This window comes from Agarivorans sp. OAG1 (assembly GCF_037076485.1).
Taxonomy (GTDB): domain Bacteria; phylum Pseudomonadota; class Gammaproteobacteria; order Enterobacterales; family Celerinatantimonadaceae; genus Agarivorans; species Agarivorans albus.
Genome location: NZ_AP028990.1, coordinates 4,243,349 through 4,264,569 on the forward strand (window position 1 = coordinate 4,243,349; position 21,221 = coordinate 4,264,569).

Genomic DNA, 21,221 nt, shown 5'->3' on the forward strand with positions numbered 1-21,221 from the left:
CTCCTGGTTTAGGCTGTTAGCCAGTTACATTTCAGCGGCTGCCGCTGCATAAGCAGGGTTAACAAACTTGCTGTAATCTGGCATTAAGTCGTTGATCTTCTTCTGCTCTTTCAAGAACTCTGAAGTGGATTTAAGTGATTGGCTGGCTCCGCCTTCTGCGCCACAACCCAACCAGCTGCATGATAGCTGCGTAGTTACATCGGGGAACTCATAAAGGTCGAGCACTTCAGCTACCGTGTTTACGTCACCGCCACTCACTTTAGCAATAGACTGGGCAATTGGATTGCTGGCATCAAAGCTTGCTTTGTTGCTGCGGTAGTCTTCGTCTAAATCAATCACTACTTTAAGCATTTTGCTCACAAAATCAGGGTTAGCAGCAGCAAATTCTTTGTTCGCAACTAAGCCATCAAAAGTAGGTTTACCCCAAGCGCTTAAGGTGGCCGAAGTGATCAACACCTTGCCACTTTGCTTAATTTTGCCCAGTGCTGGATCCCAAATAAACGCGCCGTCGATGTCTCCGCGCTGCCATGCTGCGGCTATAGAGTTAGGCTGCATGTTGATTAAGCGAACATCTTTCTCGGTTAAGCCAAATTGCTCAAGTGCAAATAAGGCATGGAAGTGCGTAGTGGATACAAACGGCACCGCAATGCGCTTACCTTTTAAGTCGGCTGGAGAACTGATCCCCGAGCCATCACGCACTACCAGTGCTTCTGCATCGGCAATGTTTTCTAAAATCCATACCAATTCGATGTCTACGCCGCGGCTTACTGCACTGGCAATTGGGCTAGAGCCCGCCGAGGCTAAATCTAAAGCGCCAGAGGCCATCGCGGTCATTGCTTTAGCGCCAGAATCAAAGCGACGCCATTTGATGGTGTAGCCCGTTTCTTTTTCTACCAATTTCTCGTTAATAGCGTGCTTCCATGGATTGAACATTCCTTGGTATCCAATGGTGACCTCTTTTGCGGTAACCGCCGTGCTAATCATTAGTCCCGCCAAAGCTGCTATCGCAGTTTTCATCTTCAATTGTTTCATCGTTAACTCCTTGTTGAACCCGACACTTAGCGTGTTGTTTTAAGTTACTGCGTGCGAAAAACGAGCTATAGGGCCAATTTTTTTGAATTGCTGGTCCAGCGCAAAGCAACAAATAAAAAGCCATGTTGGCTAATAAATTGCTATTTCCAAACATGGGGAATAGAAGATATGCAAAATCTTCACCTACTTTTTGTAAGGATATGGGCATGAATGACTGCATGATGAATATTGAGTTACAAGCAGGTAGAGGCTTACAACAACAGATTAGAGAAAAGTTAGTAGAGCTGATTCAGCACGACTACTTTGGCACAAGGGCCCTGCCCTCGAGCCGCAAAATGGCGCAACTGCTTAAAGTGTCGCGTAACACAGTGGTATTGGTTTACGAAAGCATGGTGGACGATGGTTACTTAATTGCCAGAGAACGCAGCGGCTTTTTTGTAAACCCTGAATTGGACCAAGAACCAACTCTCAAGTTGGTGCAAACTCGCCCTCATCTGGACCAAAACCAGCCAAATTGGCCCCATCGTTTACGCAGCGCCCCGGCATCATTTAGCACCTTAAACAAAGATAAAGATTGGATAAATTATGCTTATCCCTTCATTTATGGCCAAATTGAGCCAAGTCACTTCCCCATTTATCAATGGCGAGAATGTTCTCGCATCGCCCAAAACCGCAATAGTGTGCATCATTGGATCGAAGATTATGTTGATGTAGATGATCCAGAATTGGTCACGCAGATTCGCCAGCAGATTTTGTCTAAACGCGGCATTACAGCCAGTAACGACGAAGTGCTAATTACCATGGGTACCCAAAATTCTTTGTACCTACTGGCTTCCTTGCTCGCGGGACAGGGAGTAAAAGTAGGGGTAGAAAACCCCGGCTATGCTGACTTAAGGCACATATTCACCCAATGTGGCTCTAAACCAGAGCCATTAGAGCTTGATCAACAGGGCCTAATACTCGGCCAGCAACTTAGCGATTGTGACTATGTATGTGTAACGCCCAGCCATCAATACCCAACTACCGTAACCATGCCTATTGAGCGACGCAAACAACTGCTCGAACAAGCCGCTACGGACGACTTTGTATTGATAGAAGACGACTATGAAAGCGAAGTGAATTTTCATGAGCAGCCATTGCCAGCACTAAAAAGCATTGACCAACATGGCCGGGTTATTTACATCGGCAGCCTGTCGAAATCGCTATCACCAGGTTTACGCATTGGTTATTTGGTAGCAAACAAGCAGCTAATTGCCGAACTACGCGCACTGCGCCGACTTATTTACCGCCACCCTCCAGCCAACAACCAACGCACCGCAGCGCTGTTTATTGCCCAAGGTTATTACGATAGCCATGTTCGTAGAATGCGCCATGTGTATGAACAAAAATGGCTGCTCATGCAACAGGGTTTACAGCGCCACCTCCATCAATGCGTGATTAACGCAACGCCAGGTAGTTTTTGTTTTTGGATAGAACTGCCTAAACATGTATGCAGTAGTGAACTGGTGACGCAAGCGGCCAAACAAGGAATATTAGTAGAATCGGGGGATACCTTGTTTGCCGAACAACAAGCACCTAAAAACTACATCCGCTTGGGGTTCTCGGCGATTGCAGAAGAAAAGATAAATGCCGGACTCGCCCTGTTAGGTAACTTAGTTAGCCAACTTTCACAGCATAGTCCTAGCGAAGCCTTACACGCCTAAACCAATAATACTGAGCAACAAACTGCTCTAGCGCAGATATTCTTCAACGCTAGAGTGGTTTGTACGTTTAGCTAAAACCCCAAATTTAATCTGGTCCCTTCGGTTCATATTTCTGGCACTACTCGCCCACAACCTCCCTTGGTTAATCTAATTTCATTCCGCTGTTAGAGGCTATGACTCTAACCAGCCGTCAAAAATTTAGTTGGTTTAACAAGGAGTTATTTATGAGCAATTGCGTATTCATTACTGGCGCAACATCGGGGTTTGGCCTTGCCAGTGCTAAGTTGTTTGCTCAGCACGGTTACAAACTTATTTTAACCGGCAGGCGCATAGAGCGTTTAGCCCAACTAGCCGATGATCTCGGCCAACAATGCCAAGTGCACTATGCCAGCCTTGATGTGCGCGATAGCCAACAAGTAGCCCAGTTAGTAGCAGCATTGCCCGAAGACTTTAAACAAGTAACAGCGCTAATTAACAATGCCGGATTAGCCCTAGGCACCGACCCTTGTGATAAGGCCAGCCTTGCTGATTGGCACACCATGATTGATACCAATGTCACCGGGCTGGTTAATGTTACCCATGCCTTATTGCCCATTCTGACTCAGCAAGCGGTTGCCTCGGTAGTGAACTTAGCCTCGATAGCTTCTAATTGGCCTTACCCTGGCAGTCATGTATATGGCGCCTCAAAGGCCTTTGTCGCCCAGTTCTCTAGAAATCTACGTTGTGACTTAGTGGGCAGCGGCGTGCGGGTTACCAGCTTAGAACCTGGTTTATCAGAGAGTGAATTTAGCTTGGTGCGTTTTGGTGGTGACCAAGAAAAGTATCAGCAGCTATACGGTAATAGCAATGCCCTACAACCAGAAGACATTGCCAACATTATTTATTGGTTAGTGGAGCAACCAGCTCACATCAACATTAATAGCTTAGAAGTCATGCCCAGCACGCAAGCTTGGAACAATTTCAATGTTGTTAAACAAGCTAACTAATTACTTTTTCATTTAAAACTTAAATCGCTAGGAGATTATTATGATTATTGGCGTACCTTCAGAAATCAAAAACCATGAATATCGCGTTGGCTTAGTGCCAGCCTCAGTTCAAGAGCTTACCGCCCGCGGCCATAAAGTTAACATTCAAGCTGGTGCAGGTTTAGGCATTAACATCGACGATGCTGCCTACCAAAAAGCTGGCGCAAACATTGTTGGCAGCGCACAAGACGTGTTTGCTGGCAGCGAGATGATCGTGAAAGTAAAAGAGCCTCTGGCTCAAGAACGCGCGATGCTAAAAGAAGACCAACTACTATTCACTTATTTACATCTGGCACCTGATGTCCCGCAAACAGATGATCTGATTGACAGCGGCGCAGTCTGTGTTGCCTATGAAACAGTCACCTCTAATACCGGGGCATTGCCGCTATTAGCGCCTATGTCTGAAGTTGCAGGCCGTATGGCAATTCAAGCTGGCGCTCATTGTTTAGAAAAATCTAACCTTGGACGTGGCATGCTGCTAGGTGGTGTAAGTGGTGTAGAGCCAGCAAAAGTAGTAATTATTGGCGGCGGCGTAGTAGGCCGAAATGCGGCCCAAATGGCGGTTGGCATGTACGCTGACGTAGCCGTGTTAGACAATAACATTGATACGCTACGCCAAATTGACGCTCAGTTTTCTAGCCGCGTTAAAACAGTATTCTCTAACCAATACAATCTAGAAAAATATGTTGCTGATGCCGACTTAGTGATTGGCGGCGTATTAATTCCAGGTGCTGCAGCGCCCAAGTTAGTTACTAGAGCAATGATCAGCGGTATGAAGCCAGGAAGTGCCATTGTTGACGTGGCCATTGACCAAGGCGGCTGTTTTGAAACATCGGTAGCAACCACTCACGCCGATCCCACCTTCATTGTTGATGACGTAGTGCACTATTGTGTTGCCAACATGCCTGGCGCAGTCGCGCGAACCTCAACATTTGCCCTCAATAACGCCACCTTACCTTTTGTATTGCAGCTCGCAAATCAAGGTTACAAACAGGCATTATTAGCTAACCCGCACTTGTTAAACGGCTTAAATGTAATTCATGGCAAACTCACCAACCAAAGCGTTGGCGAGAGCCAAGCAAAACAATACATCGAAGCACTAAGTGCAATTAAAGCCGCATAGAAAAAGCGACTAGCTAACTCAGGTTAGCTAGTCTTGGTCCTCGGGAATATCTCTCACGTATTTAGCCGGCACGCCGGCTACCACTGTATTAGCCGCCACATCTTTGTTTACCAAGGCACCAGCGGCAATTACCGCGTTATCACCAATGCTTACGCCAGGTAAAATATTCGCGCCCATACCAATCCAAACGCGGTCACCAATAGTTACAGGTAAAGCTCGCTCTAAACCCTCGGTGCGCTGCTTAACGTTTAACGGGTGAGTCGCAGTAGAAATATTCACAGCAGGAGCCAGCATCACGTCATCACCGATGGTGACAGGCGCACCATCAAGAATCACACAGTTATGGTTAGCGTAAAAATTCTTACCGGTGGTGATGTTATAGCCGTAGTCGCAGAAAAAATCTGGCTCTATCCAAGGATCGAGACTGTTTGGCAACAGCTCGGCTAAAACCTCAGCGCGTAAGTCTTCTTCGGGGTGTAACAAATTGAGTTCGTAACATAGAGACTTAGCTTGGTTACGCTCTTCAACCAACTCTCCGTCAAAGGCCAAATACAACTCTCCAGCTAACATCTTTTCTTTTTCTGTCATGCTTACCTCTTCGAGAAACTGGCCGCCACTAGGAAAAAACTGCAGCGAAATGTTTTATTTTCAGTAAGTTATTCTACAGGTTTAATCACTACTTTATCTCCGACTTGGATTGCATTTTTAGCAAACCAGCCTTGATTCATCTCCCATGCGTACATCACTTGAAAGCGCGATTTAGTTAGTTTGTCATCATTCGCTTGCATCTGAGTGATTTCGCTAATAGAGCCATCTTTGCGGATAAAAGCGACGTCTAAAGGGATCAAAGTATTTCTCATCCACATTTGAGCTTGTTTGTTGCGCTGAAAATTAAACAACATGCCGCAATCGTTACACAAGTGCAGCCGATGCATTAAACCCAAGGCGCGTTGTTGGTCACTGTAGGCATATTCTACCGTGTAGTGCTGTTGATTGACCTCCAGCGCTACCGCTGGAAATTCCTCACTTGGCGTTGCAGCCCCCACATTTTTTGTGACTACCAGTAAAACCAATAGGACGTATTTATAAACGGATACATTCAAAGTTACAGGATTCCCAGATGACTAAAACGGCGCTAAGTAAAACCGTGTCAGATATACAACTCACTAAGCAAGCCATCACTTTACCTTGCTTAAACGCAAATCAACGAAAAAAAGTGCAATAATTTTAGCCAAATGAGCAATGAACAATCTGCTGCATATGCAAAATTTATCACCACTCAAAACAAATAAAACAGAACATACAACCAACCGATAAAGAAAATACAGATTAAGAAACCTTAAATTGTTTATTAAACGTACCACAGGCAGAACAATTAGTAGCCAAAGTGGACTTGAATCACATTTTATCCTGTGATACTTGTTAGCCAATGCTTTAGGAAAGTTTTAAATATGTCTCTTTCAGTTGCTCTAATTATTAGCGTCGTCCTTGTGGTGATTATTCTATCACCTCGCGGGGATGCGTTGTTGTAACTGAAACAAGCACACAACATCAAACCCCCGCGCTGCAAAGCTCGGGGGTTTTTTGTTAACGGTGGAAAGGAAGTAGTAATGAATGGTGCGCAACAAATTGTAGCGACTCTGAAACAACAGGGCGTTGAACAAGTATTTGGTTATCCTGGCGGGGCAATTATGCCTTTATACGACGCTCTCTACGACGGTGGTGTAAAGCACATGCTTACTCGCCACGAGCAAGGTGCGGCAATGGCAGCGGTGGGTTATGCCCGCGCAGGAGCAACTTCGGGCATTAAAGTTGGTGTGTGTATCGCCACTTCTGGACCTGGCGCAACCAACCTCGTCACAGGCCTTGCCGAAGCGCAGCTAGACTCCATTCCACTTATCGCGATTACTGGACAAGTAGCCCAGCCAGTAATCGGTACTGACGCCTTCCAAGAAGTAGACGTATTAGGCATGTCGTTATCAGTCACCAAACATAGCTTTATGGTGACCGACGTTAAAGAGCTTAAACGCACCATAGAACAAGCTTTTGAGATTGCCACCAGCGGCCGCCCAGGCCCAGTGCTTATAGATGTGCCTAAAGATGTGCAATTAGCCGAAGTTGAAGAAAGCCTCGCTTACTTGGCTGCTGCCAGCGCTCCTGTAGAACCCGCGGCAGAACTAATAAGCCAAGCCAAACAACTCATCGCTAGCGCCAAACAACCTATTGTATATGTGGGTGGCGGCGTAGGCATGGCCAATGCTGTGACTGAGTTACGTGAGTTTTTAAACTACAGCAAAATCCCAAGTGTGAGCACGCTAAAAGGGATTGGGGCGATCACCGAAGAACAACCTTACTACTTAGGCATGTTAGGTATGCACGGCACTAAAGCAGCCAACCTAAGTGTTCAAGAAACTGACCTATTAGTGGTGATTGGCGCGCGCTTTGATGACCGCGTTACCGGCAAGCTTGATGAATTTGCACCAAATGCCAAAGTGATTCACCTAGATGCTGATGCCAGCGAATTTGGTAAACGCCGCACCCCAGATGTTGCACTAGACAGCGACTTAAAGCTAACCCTACCTAAGCTGCATTGCCAAACCGAGATTGATATCTGGCAAGAAAAAGTGGCACAACGGAAACATGATTTTGCTTGGCGTTATGATCACCCAGGCGGGCATATTTTTGCGCCTGCTATGCTTAGTGACTTAAGCAAGATGGTGGATAAAAACACCGTGGTAGCTTGTGATGTTGGCCAACACCAAATGTGGGTAGCCCAACATATGCAGTTTGATGGCCCAGAGAATCATTTATCAAGTGCAGGCCTAGGCACTATGGGCTTTGGTTTACCCGCAGCCATTGGCGCGCAGTTTGCGCGCCCTAACGACACCGTTATTAACGTCTCTGGTGATGGTTCATTCATGATGAATGTACAAGAACTCACCACCATTAAACGCGCTAAGCTGCCGGTAAAAATGCTGTTAATCGACAATAACCGCTTAGGCATGGTTCGCCAGTGGCAAAATTTGTTTTTTGATGGCCGCTTTAGTGAAACGATTCTTGATGACAACCCCGACTTTGTAAAAATGGCCTCGGCTTTTGATATTCCCGGCGAAACCATTGGCAACAAAGTTGATGTACACGCAGCCTTGCAACGGATGCTAGATAGCAAAGGCCCTTACCTACTGCATGTATTAATTGATGCTGAAGAAAACGTATGGCCATTAGTGCCACCCGGTGTGGCCAACGACAAAATGATGGAGGACTGCTAATGCAACATTCACTAACCATTTCTACTCGCCAGCAAGCAGATGTACTAGAACGCGTATTACGAGTGACACGTCACCGCGGTTTTTTAGTACAATCTATGCAAATTGAGCAGTTCAATGACCAAGAGCAGTCTGGATACCGTATTGAACTTAGTGTGACGAGCGAGCGTCCAATAGAGCATCTTACTAATCAATTAGTGAAATTGTTTGACGTTGAGCAAGTGCAATTAACCCAATTACAAGCAGTGGCTTCGCCAAAAGCGGCCATTGCCTAAAACAAATAGCAAACACAGATTAACGGAGTAAACCGCAATGCCTAAACTGCGAAGTGCCACCACCACCGAAGGCCGTAATATGGCTGGAGCGCGCGCCCTTTGGCGAGCAACAGGAACCAAAGAAGAAGATTTTGGCAAGCCAATTATCGCAGTGGTGAACTCATTCACCCAATTTGTACCGGGCCACGTTCACCTAAAAGATCTTGGTCAATTGGTTGCACGCTCTATTGAAGACGCAGGCGGTGTTGCTAAAGAATTTAATACCATCGCTGTAGATGATGGTATTGCCATGGGCCACGGCGGCATGCTTTACAGCCTACCTTCACGCGACCTAATTGCAGACTCCGTTGAGTACATGGTAAACGCCCACTGTGCCGACGCCATGGTGTGTATTTCTAACTGTGACAAAATCACCCCGGGAATGCTAATGGCGTCGATGCGCTTAAACATTCCAGTTATCTTTGTTTCTGGCGGCCCAATGGAAGCCGGTAAAACCAAACTTAGCGACCAAATCATTAAGCTCGACTTAGTTGACGCCATGGTAATGGGCGCCGACAAAAACGTATCCGATGAAGACAGCGACAAAGTAGAACGTAGTGCCTGCCCAACCTGTGGTTCATGTTCTGGTATGTTTACCGCAAACTCAATGAACTGTTTAACCGAAGCGCTAGGTTTAGCCCAGCCAGGTAATGGTTCAATGCTAGCGACTCACGCGGATCGTGAAAAACTGTTTGTAAACGCCGGTAAGCGCATTGTTGATTTGTGTAACCGTTACTACCAGCAAGATGACGAAAGTGTATTGCCGCGTTCAATCGCAACACACAAATCCTTTGAAAACGCCATGACCCTAGATATCGCCATGGGCGGTTCTACTAACACCGTATTACACCTTTTGGCAGCAGCCCAAGAAGCTGGCGTAGATTACAATATGGACCACATGGATGAGCTTTCTCGTAAGGTTCCTCAACTATGTAAAGTGGCGCCATCTACTAACAAATACCACATGGAAGATGTACACCGCGCAGGCGGCATCATGGGTATTTTGGGTGAATTAGACCGTGCAGGTTTACTAAACCGTAACGAACCGAATGTAATGGGCGGAACCTTGGCTGATACCTTAGCCAAGTGGGACATCATGCAAACCCAAGATCAGGCAGTAAAAGAATTTTACCGCGCTGGCCCTGCAGGTATTCGCACCACTAAAGCCTTTAGCCAAGATTGCCGCTGGGATGACCTAGACGACGATCGCGCCGAAGGTTGTATTCGCAGTTTAGACAACGCCTTTAGTTTAGAAGGTGGCCTTGCAGTACTAAAAGGTAACCTAGCGCAAGACGGCTGTATTGTTAAAACTGCCGGCGTAGACGACGATAACCTAGTATTTAAAGGCCCTGCCCGTATTTTTGAAAGCCAAGACGACGCAGTTGCCGGCATTTTAGACGGCACCGTACAAGCTGGCGAAGTAGTATTAATTCGCTACGAAGGCCCTAAAGGCGGCCCAGGCATGCAAGAGATGCTTTACCCAACCTCTTACTTAAAATCGATGGGCTTAGGTAAGAAATGTGCCTTGATTACCGATGGCCGCTTCTCTGGCGGTACCTCTGGTTTATCCATTGGCCATATTTCACCAGAAGCTGCGAGCGGCGGTGTGGTTGGCTTAGTTGAGCAAGGCGATATTATTGATATCAACATTCCTCAGCGTAGCATTGTGTTAGAAGTGAGTGATGAAGAACTGGCTAAACGTCGCGCCGCCATGGAAGCCAAAGGCAGCGATGCTTGGAGCCCAATTGGCCGAGTGCGTGAAGTAAGCACCTCGCTGAAAATGTACGCCCACTTCGCCACCAGCGCCGACAAAGGTGCGGTACGCGATAAAAGCAAGCTAGATTAAACCGCGCGTCTTGCTTGTATAAACAGCCCGGTTCGCCGGGCTTATTTTTTTATGTTGTCGCCAACATGTATAGGTAATTTATGATGCAACACTTGCCTAGTGCTAACGAATATCTTCGCCGTATATTGCTCTCGCCAGTCTACGAAATTGCTCAAGTTACCCCACTACAGGGTATGCCTAAGCTGTCGCAGCGCAGTGGCAATAATATTTTGCTGAAACGCGAAGACCGACAAAGTGTGCATTCGTTTAAATTACGCGGCGCCTACAATAAAATCGCCCAGCTCAATCAACAGCAGCGTGAGCGCGGAGTGGTTGCAGCATCGGCTGGTAATCACGCGCAAGGCGTGGCTATGTCGGCACAGCGACTTAACATTGCCGCGGTGATCGTAATGCCCACCACCACTCCCGATATTAAAGTGGATTCGGTGCGCGCCATGGGCGCTGATGTACGTTTGGTAGGCGACAGCTTCGATGAAGCCTACCAATACTGCAAACAACTGGTTGAAGAACACGGTTACACATTGATCCCTCCTTTCGATGATGTAGACGTGATAGCCGGCCAAGGCACTATTGGCAAAGAGCTACTTGAACAAGACATGCACCTAAATGCGGTATTTGTGCCGGTAGGTGGCGGCGGTATTGCCGCTGGGGTGGCGGTATACATTAAACAGCTGATGCCTCATGTAAAAGTGATAGGCGTAGAAGCCGAAGATTCTGCTTGTTTAAAAGCCGCCTTAGCTGCTGGTAAACCCACTCCCTTAGAACGGGTTGGACTATTTGCCGACGGCGTAGCGGTTAAATTAATTGGCAGCGAAACCTTTCGGCTGTGCCAGCAATACCTCGACGATGTAATAACCGTAAACTCCGATGAAATATGCGCGGCAGTAAAAGACATTTTTGAAGATACCCGCGCCATTTCTGAGCCCTCTGGTGCACTGGCTCTGGCTGGCTTAAAAGCCTACGCTCAGCAGCACAAACTAGAAGGTGAGCGCTTAGCTGCTGTGCTATCTGGCGCTAACATGAACTTTCATAACCTGCGTTATGTGTCTGAGCGCACCGAGCTTGGTGAGAAAAAAGAAGCAGTATTAGCGGTACGCATTCCCGAGCGCCAAGGCGCTTATTTAGAGTTTGTTGAACACTTGGGCGGGCGAGTCATCACTGAGTTCAACTATCGTTATGCCAGCGAGCAACAAGCCAGCATATTTGTTGGCATTAAGGTGAGCAATAGCGATAAGGAGCTACCAGCGCTGTTAGATAAGCTGGATAGCAGCGGTTATCAAGTGGCTAACTTAAGTGACGACGAGCTTGCTAAGCAACACGTGCGTTATATGGTAGGTGGGCGACCTGGCACCCAGCTCAATGAAAAGCTCTACAGTTTTGAGTTCCCAGAACAACCTGGCGCACTGCTTAAGTTTTTGCGCACCCTTGGCCCCCATTGGAATATAACCTTGTTCCATTACCGCAACCATGGTTCGGCCTATGGTCGGGTATTAGCCGGGTTTGAGTTACAAGAAAGCGACCAGCAAGCCTTTGGTAAACACCTAGAGCAGTTAGGCTTTGATTATCGTGACGAAAGCGATAACACCGCTTATCAATTCTTTCTGGCACATGACTGAGCATAGACTGAATAGATCAATTACTTCTAAATATTGAACTAAGTTATCCAGCTATAAGCGTTACTACAGAAGGTTTGCTAAAAACTTTGTTTTTCAGCAAACCACTGGAGACTCAGGTTTATGGCTAAATCATCTACTGCAATCGCCGCACTTATCACGCTTGCGAGTTTTAACCTTTCTGCCGACACCCTCACGTTAAACAATGGCAGCATCTTAGAAGGCACACTGCTGCAGCGAAATAGCCAAGAACTTCAGTTTGAAGTGGCTGGCAATACCATGACCTTTAACACCGCCGATGTGAAAGATCTGCAGCTTTCCTTTGCCAATACTCATACTGACATTAAAACCGACACCAGCTCAGCCGAAACCACTCAAGCTGTTAGCAGCATTCCTGCTGGCACCCCGCTGATGATCAGCTTAGACAGTGCAATTAGCACCCGTGAACACGCCTCTGGCCATCGCTTTAGCGCAAGCTTAGAAAGCGACTTAGCAATTAACGGCCAGCTAATCGCCAAAGCAGGTAGCCCCGTTTATGGCAAAGTATTGCAGAGTGAACAAGCGGGTCGTTTGGCCGGAAAATCTAGCCTAACAATTGCCTTAACCGACATTACCGTTAATGGCCAACGCGTTGCTATTCAAACCAATGCTTTTAATGGCTTGGGTGATGCCCAAGGCAAAAACACCGTGAAAAAAGCCGCTGGCGGCGCAGCCATTGGTGGGTTAATTAATGGTAGTGATGGCGCCAAAGACGGCGCCAAAGTAGGGGCTGGTTTAGCCATCATTACTCGCGGTGGTGCGGTACAAATTCCAGCCAATACCTTGTTAGAATTTCAAACCAGCGCACAGGTAAATATTTAAACCCTGAATAACTGGGTAGAAACGCTAATCTGCCCAGTTAAACTTAGTTTCATCAACGCCTTGTTGGGCTTCTTTTAGTCTCTCTTTGCGGGCTAGCTCTTCTTCTCGGGCGGCATCTATTTCTTGCATAATAGCTGCAATATCGGCCACAGTATCTTGTTCTACAAACTTGCCGCTAAGCTCGGTGTCAGCAGTCAGCTCTCCTTTCTCAAACAAGCTCCACATCTCTTTGGCGTATTCAGTATTGGCCAAGGCTGGCGCGAATTGGCTGTAGTAATCGCGCATGTTGTTAATGTCACGGGTCAGCATCCATTCAGCATTGTTGTTGGCGGCGGCATCTACTGCTTGGGGCAAGTCAATAATCACAGGGCCATAGGCGTCCACCAACACATTAAACTCCGACAAATCGCCATGAATAAGCCCCACACATAACATCTTCACGATGTAAGAGATGACTAGCTGATGATCTTCAAGCGCTTGCTCTTCACTCATCATCACGTCGTTTAAGCGCGGTGCCACATAGCCTTCATCATCGGTGACAAGCTCCATAAGCAATACGCCATCAAAACAGCCATAGGGCTCTGGCACTCTCACCCCAGCAGCCGCGAGCTTATACAAAGCATCTACTTCGGCGCTTTGCCACACTTTTTCTTGTTGCTCACGACCAAAGCCCGAGCCTTTTTCCATCGCCCGGGCCCTGCGGCTATTGCGAACTTTACGCCCTTCGCGATACACCACCGCTTGCTTAAAGCTGCGCTGGCTAGCCTCTTTATACACTTTTGCACAGCGGATCTCGTCGCCACAGCGCACCACGTAAACCGACGCTTCTTTGCCGCTCATTAGCTGGCTTTTCACTTCATCAACTAAGCCGTCATCAACTAAAGGCTGGATTCTTTTAGGCGTTTTCATTTATCTCATTTATTGAAAATCGATCGTTTATATAGGCATATTTGCCAAGCTACTTAGCAAAACATAAATCAAACTCTATGTTATAAAGAGGCTAGCCATTGCTTCTGTTGTGCTGGCGAATGATAAGACCACGCAACAAAGCGACTCACCTTGTTGCCTTGACCCATTTTAATGGTTTCATATTGGCTCACTTTTGCTTGTTTAAGCGATTGGTATATCGCCCTCAAGTTTACCTCTTTTGATACTAAGCTGGTAAACCACAGCACTTGTTGCGAAAACTGCTGGCTCTCTGCCACCATGTTTTTAATAAAACTCAACTCTCCACCAGGGCACCACAATTCATTGCTTTGACCACCAAAGTTTAGCTTTGATTTGTTTTTAGCATTAGCCTTTAGATTAGTTTGTTTTCTTTGGCTGCCCTTTTGGGCATCTGCAGCCGAGCGGTGAAACGGCGGGTTACACATGCTGAGCTCAAAACGCTCGTTCGCTTGCACAATGCCTTTAAATATCGCTTTTTTATCACCTTGTAAACGCAGCGTGATATTTGCCTGTAAATGCGGATTAGCCGCTAAAATACGCTCTGCTGATTGTAAAGATGCTGCTTCGATGTCACTGCCCACAAATGACCAAGCATATTCGCTAACCCCAACCAAAGGGTAAACACAATTCGCTCCCACTCCTACATCAATACAACGCACTGGGCTGTTTTTAGATAGGCTGCCACCTAAAGAATTAGCCAGTAAATCGGCCAAGTAATGAATGTAATCGACACGCCCCGGAATGGGCGGACACAAATTGTGTTTTGGAATTTCCCAACCTTTCACCCCATAAAAATGCTGTAACAGTGCCTTGTTTAAACAGCGCACCGCTTCTGGGTCAAAAAAATCTACCGATGCATCTCCATATTGGTTTTTGGCCACAAAGCGTTTTAACTCGGGACATGACGCAATAAGCGCCGGGAAATCGTAACGCTGTCGGTGTTTGTTACGCGGGTGAAGTTGGCTTTTCTCTCCCGGAGAGGTCGTTTTTTTTGCGCGCATTCGCTTGTTGTAACCAATAAGTTCTAGACAAATAGCATTATAAAGCGAAGTGGGGCTAAAGGCTGCATCTCATTGAATAAAGCATTATTGACAAAAGTGTGACTTAAATAAGTGATATATAAATCAATATAATAGAAAATATCATAATCAATTAGTACTTAATTGATTATTTATAAAGCTGTGCAAAGAAGGTGGCAATAATCAGATCACCACGGCTATAGTCGCGCTGCATAAGCTTTGTGTTAAGCAAGTTACAAGGAAAGTAAAATGAACAAACACTTGATAAGCAGTGCGCTGTCGCTTGCGATATTGGCGAGCTTAAATGGCTGTGACTCTAGCTCAGAAGCAATAACCCCTAAAGAAATCCCCGTTGGAGAAGCCAAAGCTGAAAGCCTTTTGGACATGAGCTCGGTGGCCGTGGACGATCAACCAGCATTAGCCGCAGACTGGTATAAAGGCGCGGTTTTTATGGAGATCTTTGTACGCAGTTACAAAGACTCCGATGGCGATGGGATTGGAGACTTTAAAGGTCTTACCTCCCAACTGGATTACATTGCAGACTTAGGCGTTGAAGGCATTTGGTTAATGCCCTTTAGCGAAAGCTCTGATAAAGATCACGGTTACGAGGTAGTAGATTACCGTAGCATCGAGAGCGACTACGGGACCCGAGAAGACTTTGATGAGTTTTTAGCACAAGCCCATGCTCGAGGCATTGGTGTAATTGCCGACTACCTCATCAATCACAGTTCAGGCGACAATCCAGTATTTATCGATTCAGATAACAATGCTGGCGGCAAACGCGATTGGTATATGTGGGAGTCAAGTAATCCTGGCTGGACCAACTGGTCAGGAGACCCTTCTTGGCACCAAGGTACATACGGATACTACTACGGTATCTTCCAATCCAATATGCCTGACTACAACTTTGGAAACCAAGAAGTTGTCGATTTCCACTACAACAACTTACGTTATTGGCTAAATGCTGGCATGGACGGTTTTCGCTTCGATGCAATGACTCACTTAGTTGAAAATGGTCCGAATCAGTGGTCTGGACAACCAGAAAATGCCGCCATTATGTACGGTATTCAACAGTTGGTGATGGAAGACTACAGCAATCGATTTATGATTTGTGAAGATTCAAGTGATTCTTTAGCTGCAGCACAATCAGATTTTTGTGGCTCAGCGTTTTCGTTTTATTTGAATATGGACATCATGCGAAGCGTTAATGCCGGCTCGACTTCAGGCACATACATAGTGGATTGGCTACAACAGGGTAGGCTTAGTAGCATGGGACTGCTATTAGCAAACCATGACTATTTCGCTGGTACACGAGTATTTGAGCAGTTTGCTGGAAACGAGGCTAAATACCGCTTAGCCGCTGCTACCTTGCTTACACTACCGGGACAACCTTTTGTTTATTACGGGGAAGAAGTGGGCATGGGCCACACCGCCAATAGTGGTGGTGACTACTTACTGCGAGCACCAATGAGTTGGACTGCAGAAGGCGGGTTTACCACTGGTACACCTTACCGCGCGCATGCCCACAATACAGCGGCTTATAATGCTGCTAGCCAAATGGCAGATGACAACTCTATCTACCACCATTACAAAACACTGATTCAATTACGCAAAAACACTCCTGCTTTACGCGAGGGAGATATAGAAGTGCTGCTTGATGGTGAAGTACTGGCTTATAGCCGAAGCCTAGCGGATTCAAATGTATTAGTGGTGCTTAACTACAGTGATAGTGCGCAAACGCCGGTTATTCCAGTTGGACAAGCCTCAACACTGTTAAGCCCATTGGCAAACTTTGGTAGTAACGCTGTGAGCACAACCTCATCTGGCCAACTCAACCTAAGCCTTGCGGCCCAAGAAATTCGTATTTACCAATACTAAAACCAATAAGGGCCTGACAGTTACAGACTGACAGGCCCTCATTATCTTTTTAGCGCCACCAATTACTCATTAAACTCAAGCAACCATTCGCCGCCTTGGCGAACATCTACTTGCTGAGCGGGCAATAGAAAACCACTTGCGGTTTGCTTGCCTAACTCAATAGCCTGATCATTAAAATAAGCGGCCTTTATTGTTTTAGTTTTAACTAGGTTAGCTAACTCTAGCTGATAAGACTTTACACTTGGAGCATCTTGATACTGCCCTTTGGCTGGGTGAATGCGCACTCGTAAGCTATCAGTAAGTTCAGCACTAAACTGAGTTTCCTGAATTGCTTGCTGTTGATAGGCGATAGTTACACCGTCATCTTCAATTAACTGGCCTTTGGCTTGGCCACTATCATCCAGCACCACCAGCAAATCTAGCGTTGCTTCATCCTCAACTTGTCGCGGCACTATATGACCCGCTTTAACAAACAACGGTAAGCGGTATATTTCATCAATATACAAAGGCTGCTTCAACTGCTCACCGTTACTGTTAAGCATTAGCTTGTTGCGGTAATCAAACCATTGTCCTTTGGGTAGATAAACCGAGCTTTGTTTAGCCTTATCCTTCGCTTCCAAGGCTACCAATAGTGCATCCCCAATCAACTTCATCGACCCATTAGTTCTTGCTTGCGGGTCTTCTTGATAAGCATAAACTAAAGGGGCAACAACGGCTTTTCCTTCGCCCCACGCTCTGTGTGCAAGGGTGTAATAGTATGGATTTAAGGCATAACGCTGTTTAACATTAAACAAGTTGCTGACGGTATCGCCAATTCTATCTGGCGCAGTTTCTTTGCAGTTACACAGGTTTTGGGTGTGTGGTCTTACCGGTAAATCAGTGAATAAGGCCGCAGCAAACCATTGAGTATATTGCTCATCCCAAGGGGTGCCATGAAAGCCGCCAATGTCTGAACCAAAGTAATCGATACCCGACAAACTCATGTGCATTTGCGCATTAAAGTGGCTACGTAAGTTAGCTAAATTAACCCCTATATCGCCCGACCACATCGCTACGCCATAAGCTTGGCTGCCAGCTGTACCAGAGCGGCTCATGATGAACGGGCGCTGCTGGCGCTGGTTGCGTTGATAACCTTGATAAATACTGCGACTCCACAACAGGTTATACAAATTATGTACACTTTGATGGTCATGCTTTAGTTCGCCATCAATATTCACCCCGGCATACCAAGCTTTACGGTGGTAGAGCTCGGGTTCACCTAAATCGGTCCAATGGGCGATCACGCCATCATCAATTAGTGCCTCACGGCGATAGTCATGCCAGAAGGCTGCGCCTTTCTCACTGGAGAAGTCCAGCATGCCGCCTTTACCCCACCATGGATTATCTTTTATATAAGCGGGCTCCATGCAAGGCGGCGCGCAACTGCGGGCTAATGCGCCTGCGTGAGCCAGTGAATAGTACTCATTAAGCTCACCACCAATATAAGGCTCTTCAATAGCCATTACGCCGATACCGCGCTGCTTTAATTCAGCTATTTTTTGCTGATGATTAGGGAAGTTTTTCTCATCCCAAGTAAGTGAGCCCATTTGAGTATGTTTAGAGTTTTGTTTAATACCGCCAAACCACTGCAGGTCGAGCACTACACCCGATAGCGGAAATTGTGCTTTATGTAAGCTAGCGAGTTTACTGTCTAGTTCTTGCCAATTATCAAAACCGTATTCCGACAACCACAAGCCAAACATAGCTTTTGGCGGAACCGGCGGCTTGCCGGTCAACGCTAAATAACGAGAGCGTAAATCAGCTAGGTTTTCACCGGCAATCAGGATGATTCGCGCTCGCTTACCCTTGCCTTGGATAGAATATGGCGCTTTTGTGAAATCAAATACCAAGGGCTGAACGTGATCAAAAAACAAGGCTAAGTTTTGTTTGCCCTCGCCCAATAAATACATAATCGGAATTTGGGTATTGCCTACCGCACCTTCACCCTGATACACCATGGCATTGCCCATGCGGTTGCCCGGAATACGCTTTCGGCCTACCCAATCGCCGTCGGCATTACCTTGAGTATTGTGCTGCTGCCCAAGGCCGTAAATCTGTTGAATACCGCCTTCACTTAAGCTTAACTTCCAGCGACCACTCTTTAGCGACTCGATACATAAATGACTAAGTGTTTGTTTAGAATGCGCAGCGTCACTTAAAGATAAACAGCGACCGTTTTGCTCAGGAGAGATTTTGTACCAAGGGCTGGAAGCGGGATCGATAATAGCTGATAAAGTCTGGGTATCGATTTTCGAAGCCGCTAACATTAAGCTTGGCTCAAACTGGCTAAGTGTGGCATCGCCAACCGAGAGAATAACAGTGTGCTCATCTAACACTTTACTTTGCCAAACCGCCTCTGCAGCCTGAGAAATAGCACTAGTTATCGACAACACAAAAGCAGCAGCTAGTTTCGCCGAAAGGTGTAAGCCCGTCTTCATATTTGTTCCTTCAATAAAGGCCTAATAACTAGCAAACCTTACCAGTAAACAAATTCATTAATAACTTAATTAATCAGCATCTTGTAAAAATGTGACTTAGCAAATCAAGGACTTTAATTACCATCAAAAACAGCCTTGAGAACCTTCATCACTGACGCCTTCGGCAAGCCAAAAAAATTCACACCAAACAGCATAATATTTCAGCAGCGAAAAACTAATAGAGTGAATAATCTAAAACTTTACATCTCTACCATCTTTTATAGAGCTTGTTGATAAAAATATAGTTTTACTTTAAGAGCTAAATAAAACACATTCCCCTCTCAAAATAACAGCAATAGCTGTCATAAAAATGTAAAGGATTGAAAGCATTATGAACAAATTCGCAGTACTAGGTAGCACAGCCTTAGTATCGTTAGTGTTAAGCGCTTGCGGTGGAAGTGAAAGCGGCAATGAAACCCCACCAAGTACAGACCCTGTAAGCGGCACTTTTATTGACGCCGCCGTAGAAGGATTATTCTATAAAGCGGCGCCCAGTGGATTAAGTGGCTACACCAACGCTGAAGGTACCTTTGAGGTTAAACCCGACGATGTAGTGTCGTTTTATTTGGGCGGCGAGAACGGCATGTTCATCGGTAACAGCTCTTATCGTAGCGTTGTTTCTCCCTTTGAAGTAACCGCCGATACTGGTTCTGCAATGAACTTAGCGCGAATACTGCAATCATTAGATGATGCGAGTACTGGCAGCATTGTTATTCCAGAAGATATTGCAAAGCCAGCAGCCGACAGCAATACCTTAATTGCGCTCAAGCAAGTGAAGCTAAACAACCTAGATTCTGCAGATGCGTTGCTAGAAGAAGTAAGCGCTAGCGAGTGGGTATCAGAACAAGAAGCAGCAGCGCATTTAAGCGAGTCACTAGATGGCATTGAGCGCGGCGACAGTGACGTGATTGATGCGTTTAGTAAGGGCAGTGGCGAGTACTTACGTTTATCTGAAGTAGTTATGACCGGCCAGTACGGCAATAACTCAACGGTATTTCAGAATGTTCACATGGATAGAACAATTCCTGATGAGGCATTCAAAAATGCGAGCTTTGGTATAAGCTCCGAGGTGCTGCATCTAGCCGAAGACTCTTTGGTACTTAAAGCAGGCTCTTCTGATCAACGTTATAGCTCGCAGTGGGCCAAAGAATTCATTGCCTGTGAGTTAAACGGCGGTGAATTCACCGTGAACAACAATACTCCAGAGTGTTTTAATGCTGATTCAAACACATACTCTGCCGAAGACTTTGCGATTGAACCGGGTTTCCAATTAGTGGTTAAAGATCCAAGCCAAGTTAACCACGACGATGAAGCTATAGATTACGCAGAAGTGGCTAATTTTGGTGGCTTATTTGCGTGTATGAACGAACAAAACTGTAGCCAAGCAAACTTAAGCACTTTAGGCGAAAGCGAATTTGAGGACGATGGTGAGCTTAAACAACAAACCTTTAGCACCAGCTACGACACTGCGACAGGGATTTACACAGATCAAACCATTGAAGTGACCCTTGACGGTAGCGGTAATCAACTAAGAAAAAGCACATCTACCTCATACAGCTACTTGGTTAATCCCAACGTAGACAATGGCGAGCGCTATATCGATTTTAGTGGTACTTGGTTAGCCGAAACCAACATCGCAGGCTGTAGCTTAACTGGTCAAGTTAACTACCAGTTTGGTGAAAGTGAGATTCATGTTGTAGGTAAAGAGTTACATACTCAACAAGGTGGCGAATGTACCTTGGAAGATATGGATGAAACCGTGTCTTACGCAGAGCTAGCTAACATGGCATTTTGGTGGTTTGGCGTTAATGAGGGCCAACAAACCAAAGCAACTCTTGCTCAACTAAACTCTTCTGTTCGCTGGTGTGATGACGACGAAATCGTTGAAGGACAATTATGCCAAAACCCTAAAATTGAGCAGTGGACGTATGTTGCCGCTGGCAAAAACTGGGACCAAGGTGTATTAACATCTAGCGCATTTGTGCAAGGCCAAAAAAGCTTCATCACAACATTTCGAAAAACTAATTAGATAGTTTTATCCAAAAGGCGCTTTAGAGCGCCTTTTTCTTACCACATA

Annotated in this window: 16 protein-coding genes; 10 read left to right on the plus strand and 6 right to left on the minus strand. The window is 46.1% G+C overall.

Annotated features, from left to right (window positions below; all coding sequences use genetic code 11):
• Window positions 1-24: 24 nt before the first annotated feature.
• The gene (gene tauA / locus OAG1_RS19300) at window positions 25-1,032 is read right to left on the minus strand and encodes a taurine ABC transporter substrate-binding protein (protein WP_040307302.1); all 1,008 of its coding nucleotides are present in this window, start codon (window positions 1,030-1,032) and stop codon (window positions 25-27) included.
• Between the two features lie 206 nt (window positions 1,033-1,238).
• On the opposite strand from tauA, the gene OAG1_RS19305 reads away from it, so the two are divergent.
• The 3 genes from OAG1_RS19305 (at window position 1,239) to ald (ending at window position 4,883) form a co-directional block, all read left to right on the plus strand.
• The gene (locus OAG1_RS19305) at window positions 1,239-2,735 is read left to right on the plus strand and encodes a PLP-dependent aminotransferase family protein (protein WP_338622387.1); all 1,497 of its coding nucleotides are present in this window, start codon (window positions 1,239-1,241) and stop codon (window positions 2,733-2,735) included.
• Window positions 2,736-2,959: 224 nt separating this feature from the next.
• A complete protein-coding gene (locus tag OAG1_RS19310) occupies window positions 2,960-3,721 on the plus strand; it encodes an SDR family NAD(P)-dependent oxidoreductase (protein WP_338622388.1) in 762 nt (253 codons plus the stop codon).
• A 40-nt stretch (window positions 3,722-3,761) separates the two neighbouring features.
• A complete protein-coding gene (ald, locus tag OAG1_RS19315) occupies window positions 3,762-4,883 on the plus strand; it encodes an alanine dehydrogenase (protein WP_338622389.1) in 1,122 nt (373 codons plus the stop codon).
• A 27-nt stretch (window positions 4,884-4,910) separates the two neighbouring features.
• Here the strand turns inward: ald and OAG1_RS19320 are convergent, their stop codons facing one another.
• Both OAG1_RS19320 and OAG1_RS19325 read right to left on the minus strand, forming a co-directional pair.
• The gene (locus OAG1_RS19320; RefSeq protein ID WP_152783266.1) at window positions 4,911-5,471 is read right to left on the minus strand and encodes a sugar O-acetyltransferase; all 561 of its coding nucleotides are present in this window, start codon (window positions 5,469-5,471) and stop codon (window positions 4,911-4,913) included.
• 68 nt (window positions 5,472-5,539) lie between these two features.
• Window positions 5,540-5,986: a DUF192 domain-containing protein gene (locus OAG1_RS19325; RefSeq protein ID WP_338622390.1), complete on the minus strand. Its 447-nt coding sequence runs from the start codon at window positions 5,984-5,986 to the stop codon at window positions 5,540-5,542.
• Between the two features lie 507 nt (window positions 5,987-6,493).
• Between OAG1_RS19325 and ilvG the strand changes: the two genes are divergently transcribed.
• The 5 genes from ilvG (at window position 6,494) to OAG1_RS19350 (ending at window position 12,783) form a co-directional block, all read left to right on the plus strand.
• The gene (ilvG, locus tag OAG1_RS19330) at window positions 6,494-8,152 is read left to right on the plus strand and encodes an acetolactate synthase 2 catalytic subunit (RefSeq protein WP_338622391.1); all 1,659 of its coding nucleotides are present in this window, start codon (window positions 6,494-6,496) and stop codon (window positions 8,150-8,152) included.
• On the plus strand, window positions 8,152-8,424 hold the full coding sequence (gene ilvM / locus OAG1_RS19335; RefSeq protein ID WP_016402316.1) for an acetolactate synthase 2 small subunit: 273 nt from the start codon (window positions 8,152-8,154) through the stop codon (window positions 8,422-8,424). The genes ilvG and ilvM overlap by 1 nt, the downstream gene beginning before the upstream one ends.
• Before the next feature lie 37 nt (window positions 8,425-8,461).
• Complete coding sequence (gene ilvD, locus OAG1_RS19340) at window positions 8,462-10,309, plus strand: dihydroxy-acid dehydratase (RefSeq protein WP_338622392.1); 1,848 nt, start codon at window positions 8,462-8,464, stop codon at window positions 10,307-10,309.
• Window positions 10,310-10,389: 80 nt separating this feature from the next.
• The gene (gene ilvA, locus OAG1_RS19345; protein ID WP_338622393.1) at window positions 10,390-11,925 is read left to right on the plus strand and encodes a threonine ammonia-lyase, biosynthetic; all 1,536 of its coding nucleotides are present in this window, start codon (window positions 10,390-10,392) and stop codon (window positions 11,923-11,925) included.
• A 120-nt stretch (window positions 11,926-12,045) separates the two neighbouring features.
• Window positions 12,046-12,783, plus strand: a complete 738-nt coding sequence (locus OAG1_RS19350) for a hypothetical protein (protein WP_016402319.1) — start codon at window positions 12,046-12,048, stop codon at window positions 12,781-12,783.
• 24 nt (window positions 12,784-12,807) lie between these two features.
• Here the strand turns inward: OAG1_RS19350 and OAG1_RS19355 are convergent, their stop codons facing one another.
• Complete coding sequence (locus tag OAG1_RS19355; protein ID WP_016402320.1) at window positions 12,808-13,692, minus strand: PA4780 family RIO1-like protein kinase; 885 nt, start codon at window positions 13,690-13,692, stop codon at window positions 12,808-12,810.
• 80 nt (window positions 13,693-13,772) lie between these two features.
• Window positions 13,773-14,732: a 23S rRNA (adenine(1618)-N(6))-methyltransferase RlmF gene (rlmF, locus tag OAG1_RS19360; protein ID WP_338622394.1), complete on the minus strand. Its 960-nt coding sequence runs from the start codon at window positions 14,730-14,732 to the stop codon at window positions 13,773-13,775.
• Window positions 14,733-14,999: 267 nt separating this feature from the next.
• Here rlmF and OAG1_RS19365 point away from each other — a divergent pair, with 267 nt between their 5' ends.
• On the plus strand, window positions 15,000-16,628 hold the full coding sequence (locus OAG1_RS19365) for an alpha-amylase family glycosyl hydrolase (RefSeq protein WP_338622395.1): 1,629 nt from the start codon (window positions 15,000-15,002) through the stop codon (window positions 16,626-16,628).
• A 62-nt stretch (window positions 16,629-16,690) separates the two neighbouring features.
• Here OAG1_RS19365 and OAG1_RS19370 read toward each other — a convergent pair whose 3' ends face one another.
• Window positions 16,691-19,105: a TIM-barrel domain-containing protein gene (locus tag OAG1_RS19370; protein ID WP_338622396.1), complete on the minus strand. Its 2,415-nt coding sequence runs from the start codon at window positions 19,103-19,105 to the stop codon at window positions 16,691-16,693.
• Between the two features lie 370 nt (window positions 19,106-19,475).
• Between OAG1_RS19370 and OAG1_RS19375 the strand changes: the two genes are divergently transcribed.
• Window positions 19,476-21,173, plus strand: a complete 1,698-nt coding sequence (locus tag OAG1_RS19375) for a hypothetical protein (protein WP_338622397.1) — start codon at window positions 19,476-19,478, stop codon at window positions 21,171-21,173.
• The last annotated feature ends 48 nt before the right edge of the window (window positions 21,174-21,221 follow it).

Coding starts and splice junctions, on each gene's coding strand:
- tauA (WP_040307302.1), bottom strand. CDS start 1,032: ATGAAACAATTGAAGATGAAAACTGCGATAGCAGCTTTGGCGGGACTA.
- OAG1_RS19305 (WP_338622387.1), top strand. CDS start 1,239: ATGAATGACTGCATGATGAATATTGAGTTACAAGCAGGTAGAGGCTTA.
- OAG1_RS19310 (WP_338622388.1), top strand. CDS start 2,960: ATGAGCAATTGCGTATTCATTACTGGCGCAACATCGGGGTTTGGCCTT.
- ald (WP_338622389.1), top strand. CDS start 3,762: ATGATTATTGGCGTACCTTCAGAAATCAAAAACCATGAATATCGCGTT.
- OAG1_RS19320 (WP_152783266.1), bottom strand. CDS start 5,471: ATGACAGAAAAAGAAAAGATGTTAGCTGGAGAGTTGTATTTGGCCTTT.
- ilvG (WP_338622391.1), top strand. CDS start 6,494: ATGAATGGTGCGCAACAAATTGTAGCGACTCTGAAACAACAGGGCGTT.
- ilvM (WP_016402316.1), top strand. CDS start 8,152: ATGCAACATTCACTAACCATTTCTACTCGCCAGCAAGCAGATGTACTA.
- ilvD (WP_338622392.1), top strand. CDS start 8,462: ATGCCTAAACTGCGAAGTGCCACCACCACCGAAGGCCGTAATATGGCT.
- ilvA (WP_338622393.1), top strand. CDS start 10,390: ATGATGCAACACTTGCCTAGTGCTAACGAATATCTTCGCCGTATATTG.
- OAG1_RS19350 (WP_016402319.1), top strand. CDS start 12,046: ATGGCTAAATCATCTACTGCAATCGCCGCACTTATCACGCTTGCGAGT.
- OAG1_RS19355 (WP_016402320.1), bottom strand. CDS start 13,692: ATGAAAACGCCTAAAAGAATCCAGCCTTTAGTTGATGACGGCTTAGTT.
- rlmF (WP_338622394.1), bottom strand. CDS start 14,732: ATGCGCGCAAAAAAAACGACCTCTCCGGGAGAGAAAAGCCAACTTCAC.
- OAG1_RS19365 (WP_338622395.1), top strand. CDS start 15,000: ATGAACAAACACTTGATAAGCAGTGCGCTGTCGCTTGCGATATTGGCG.
- OAG1_RS19370 (WP_338622396.1), bottom strand. CDS start 19,105: ATGAAGACGGGCTTACACCTTTCGGCGAAACTAGCTGCTGCTTTTGTG.
- OAG1_RS19375 (WP_338622397.1), top strand. CDS start 19,476: ATGAACAAATTCGCAGTACTAGGTAGCACAGCCTTAGTATCGTTAGTG.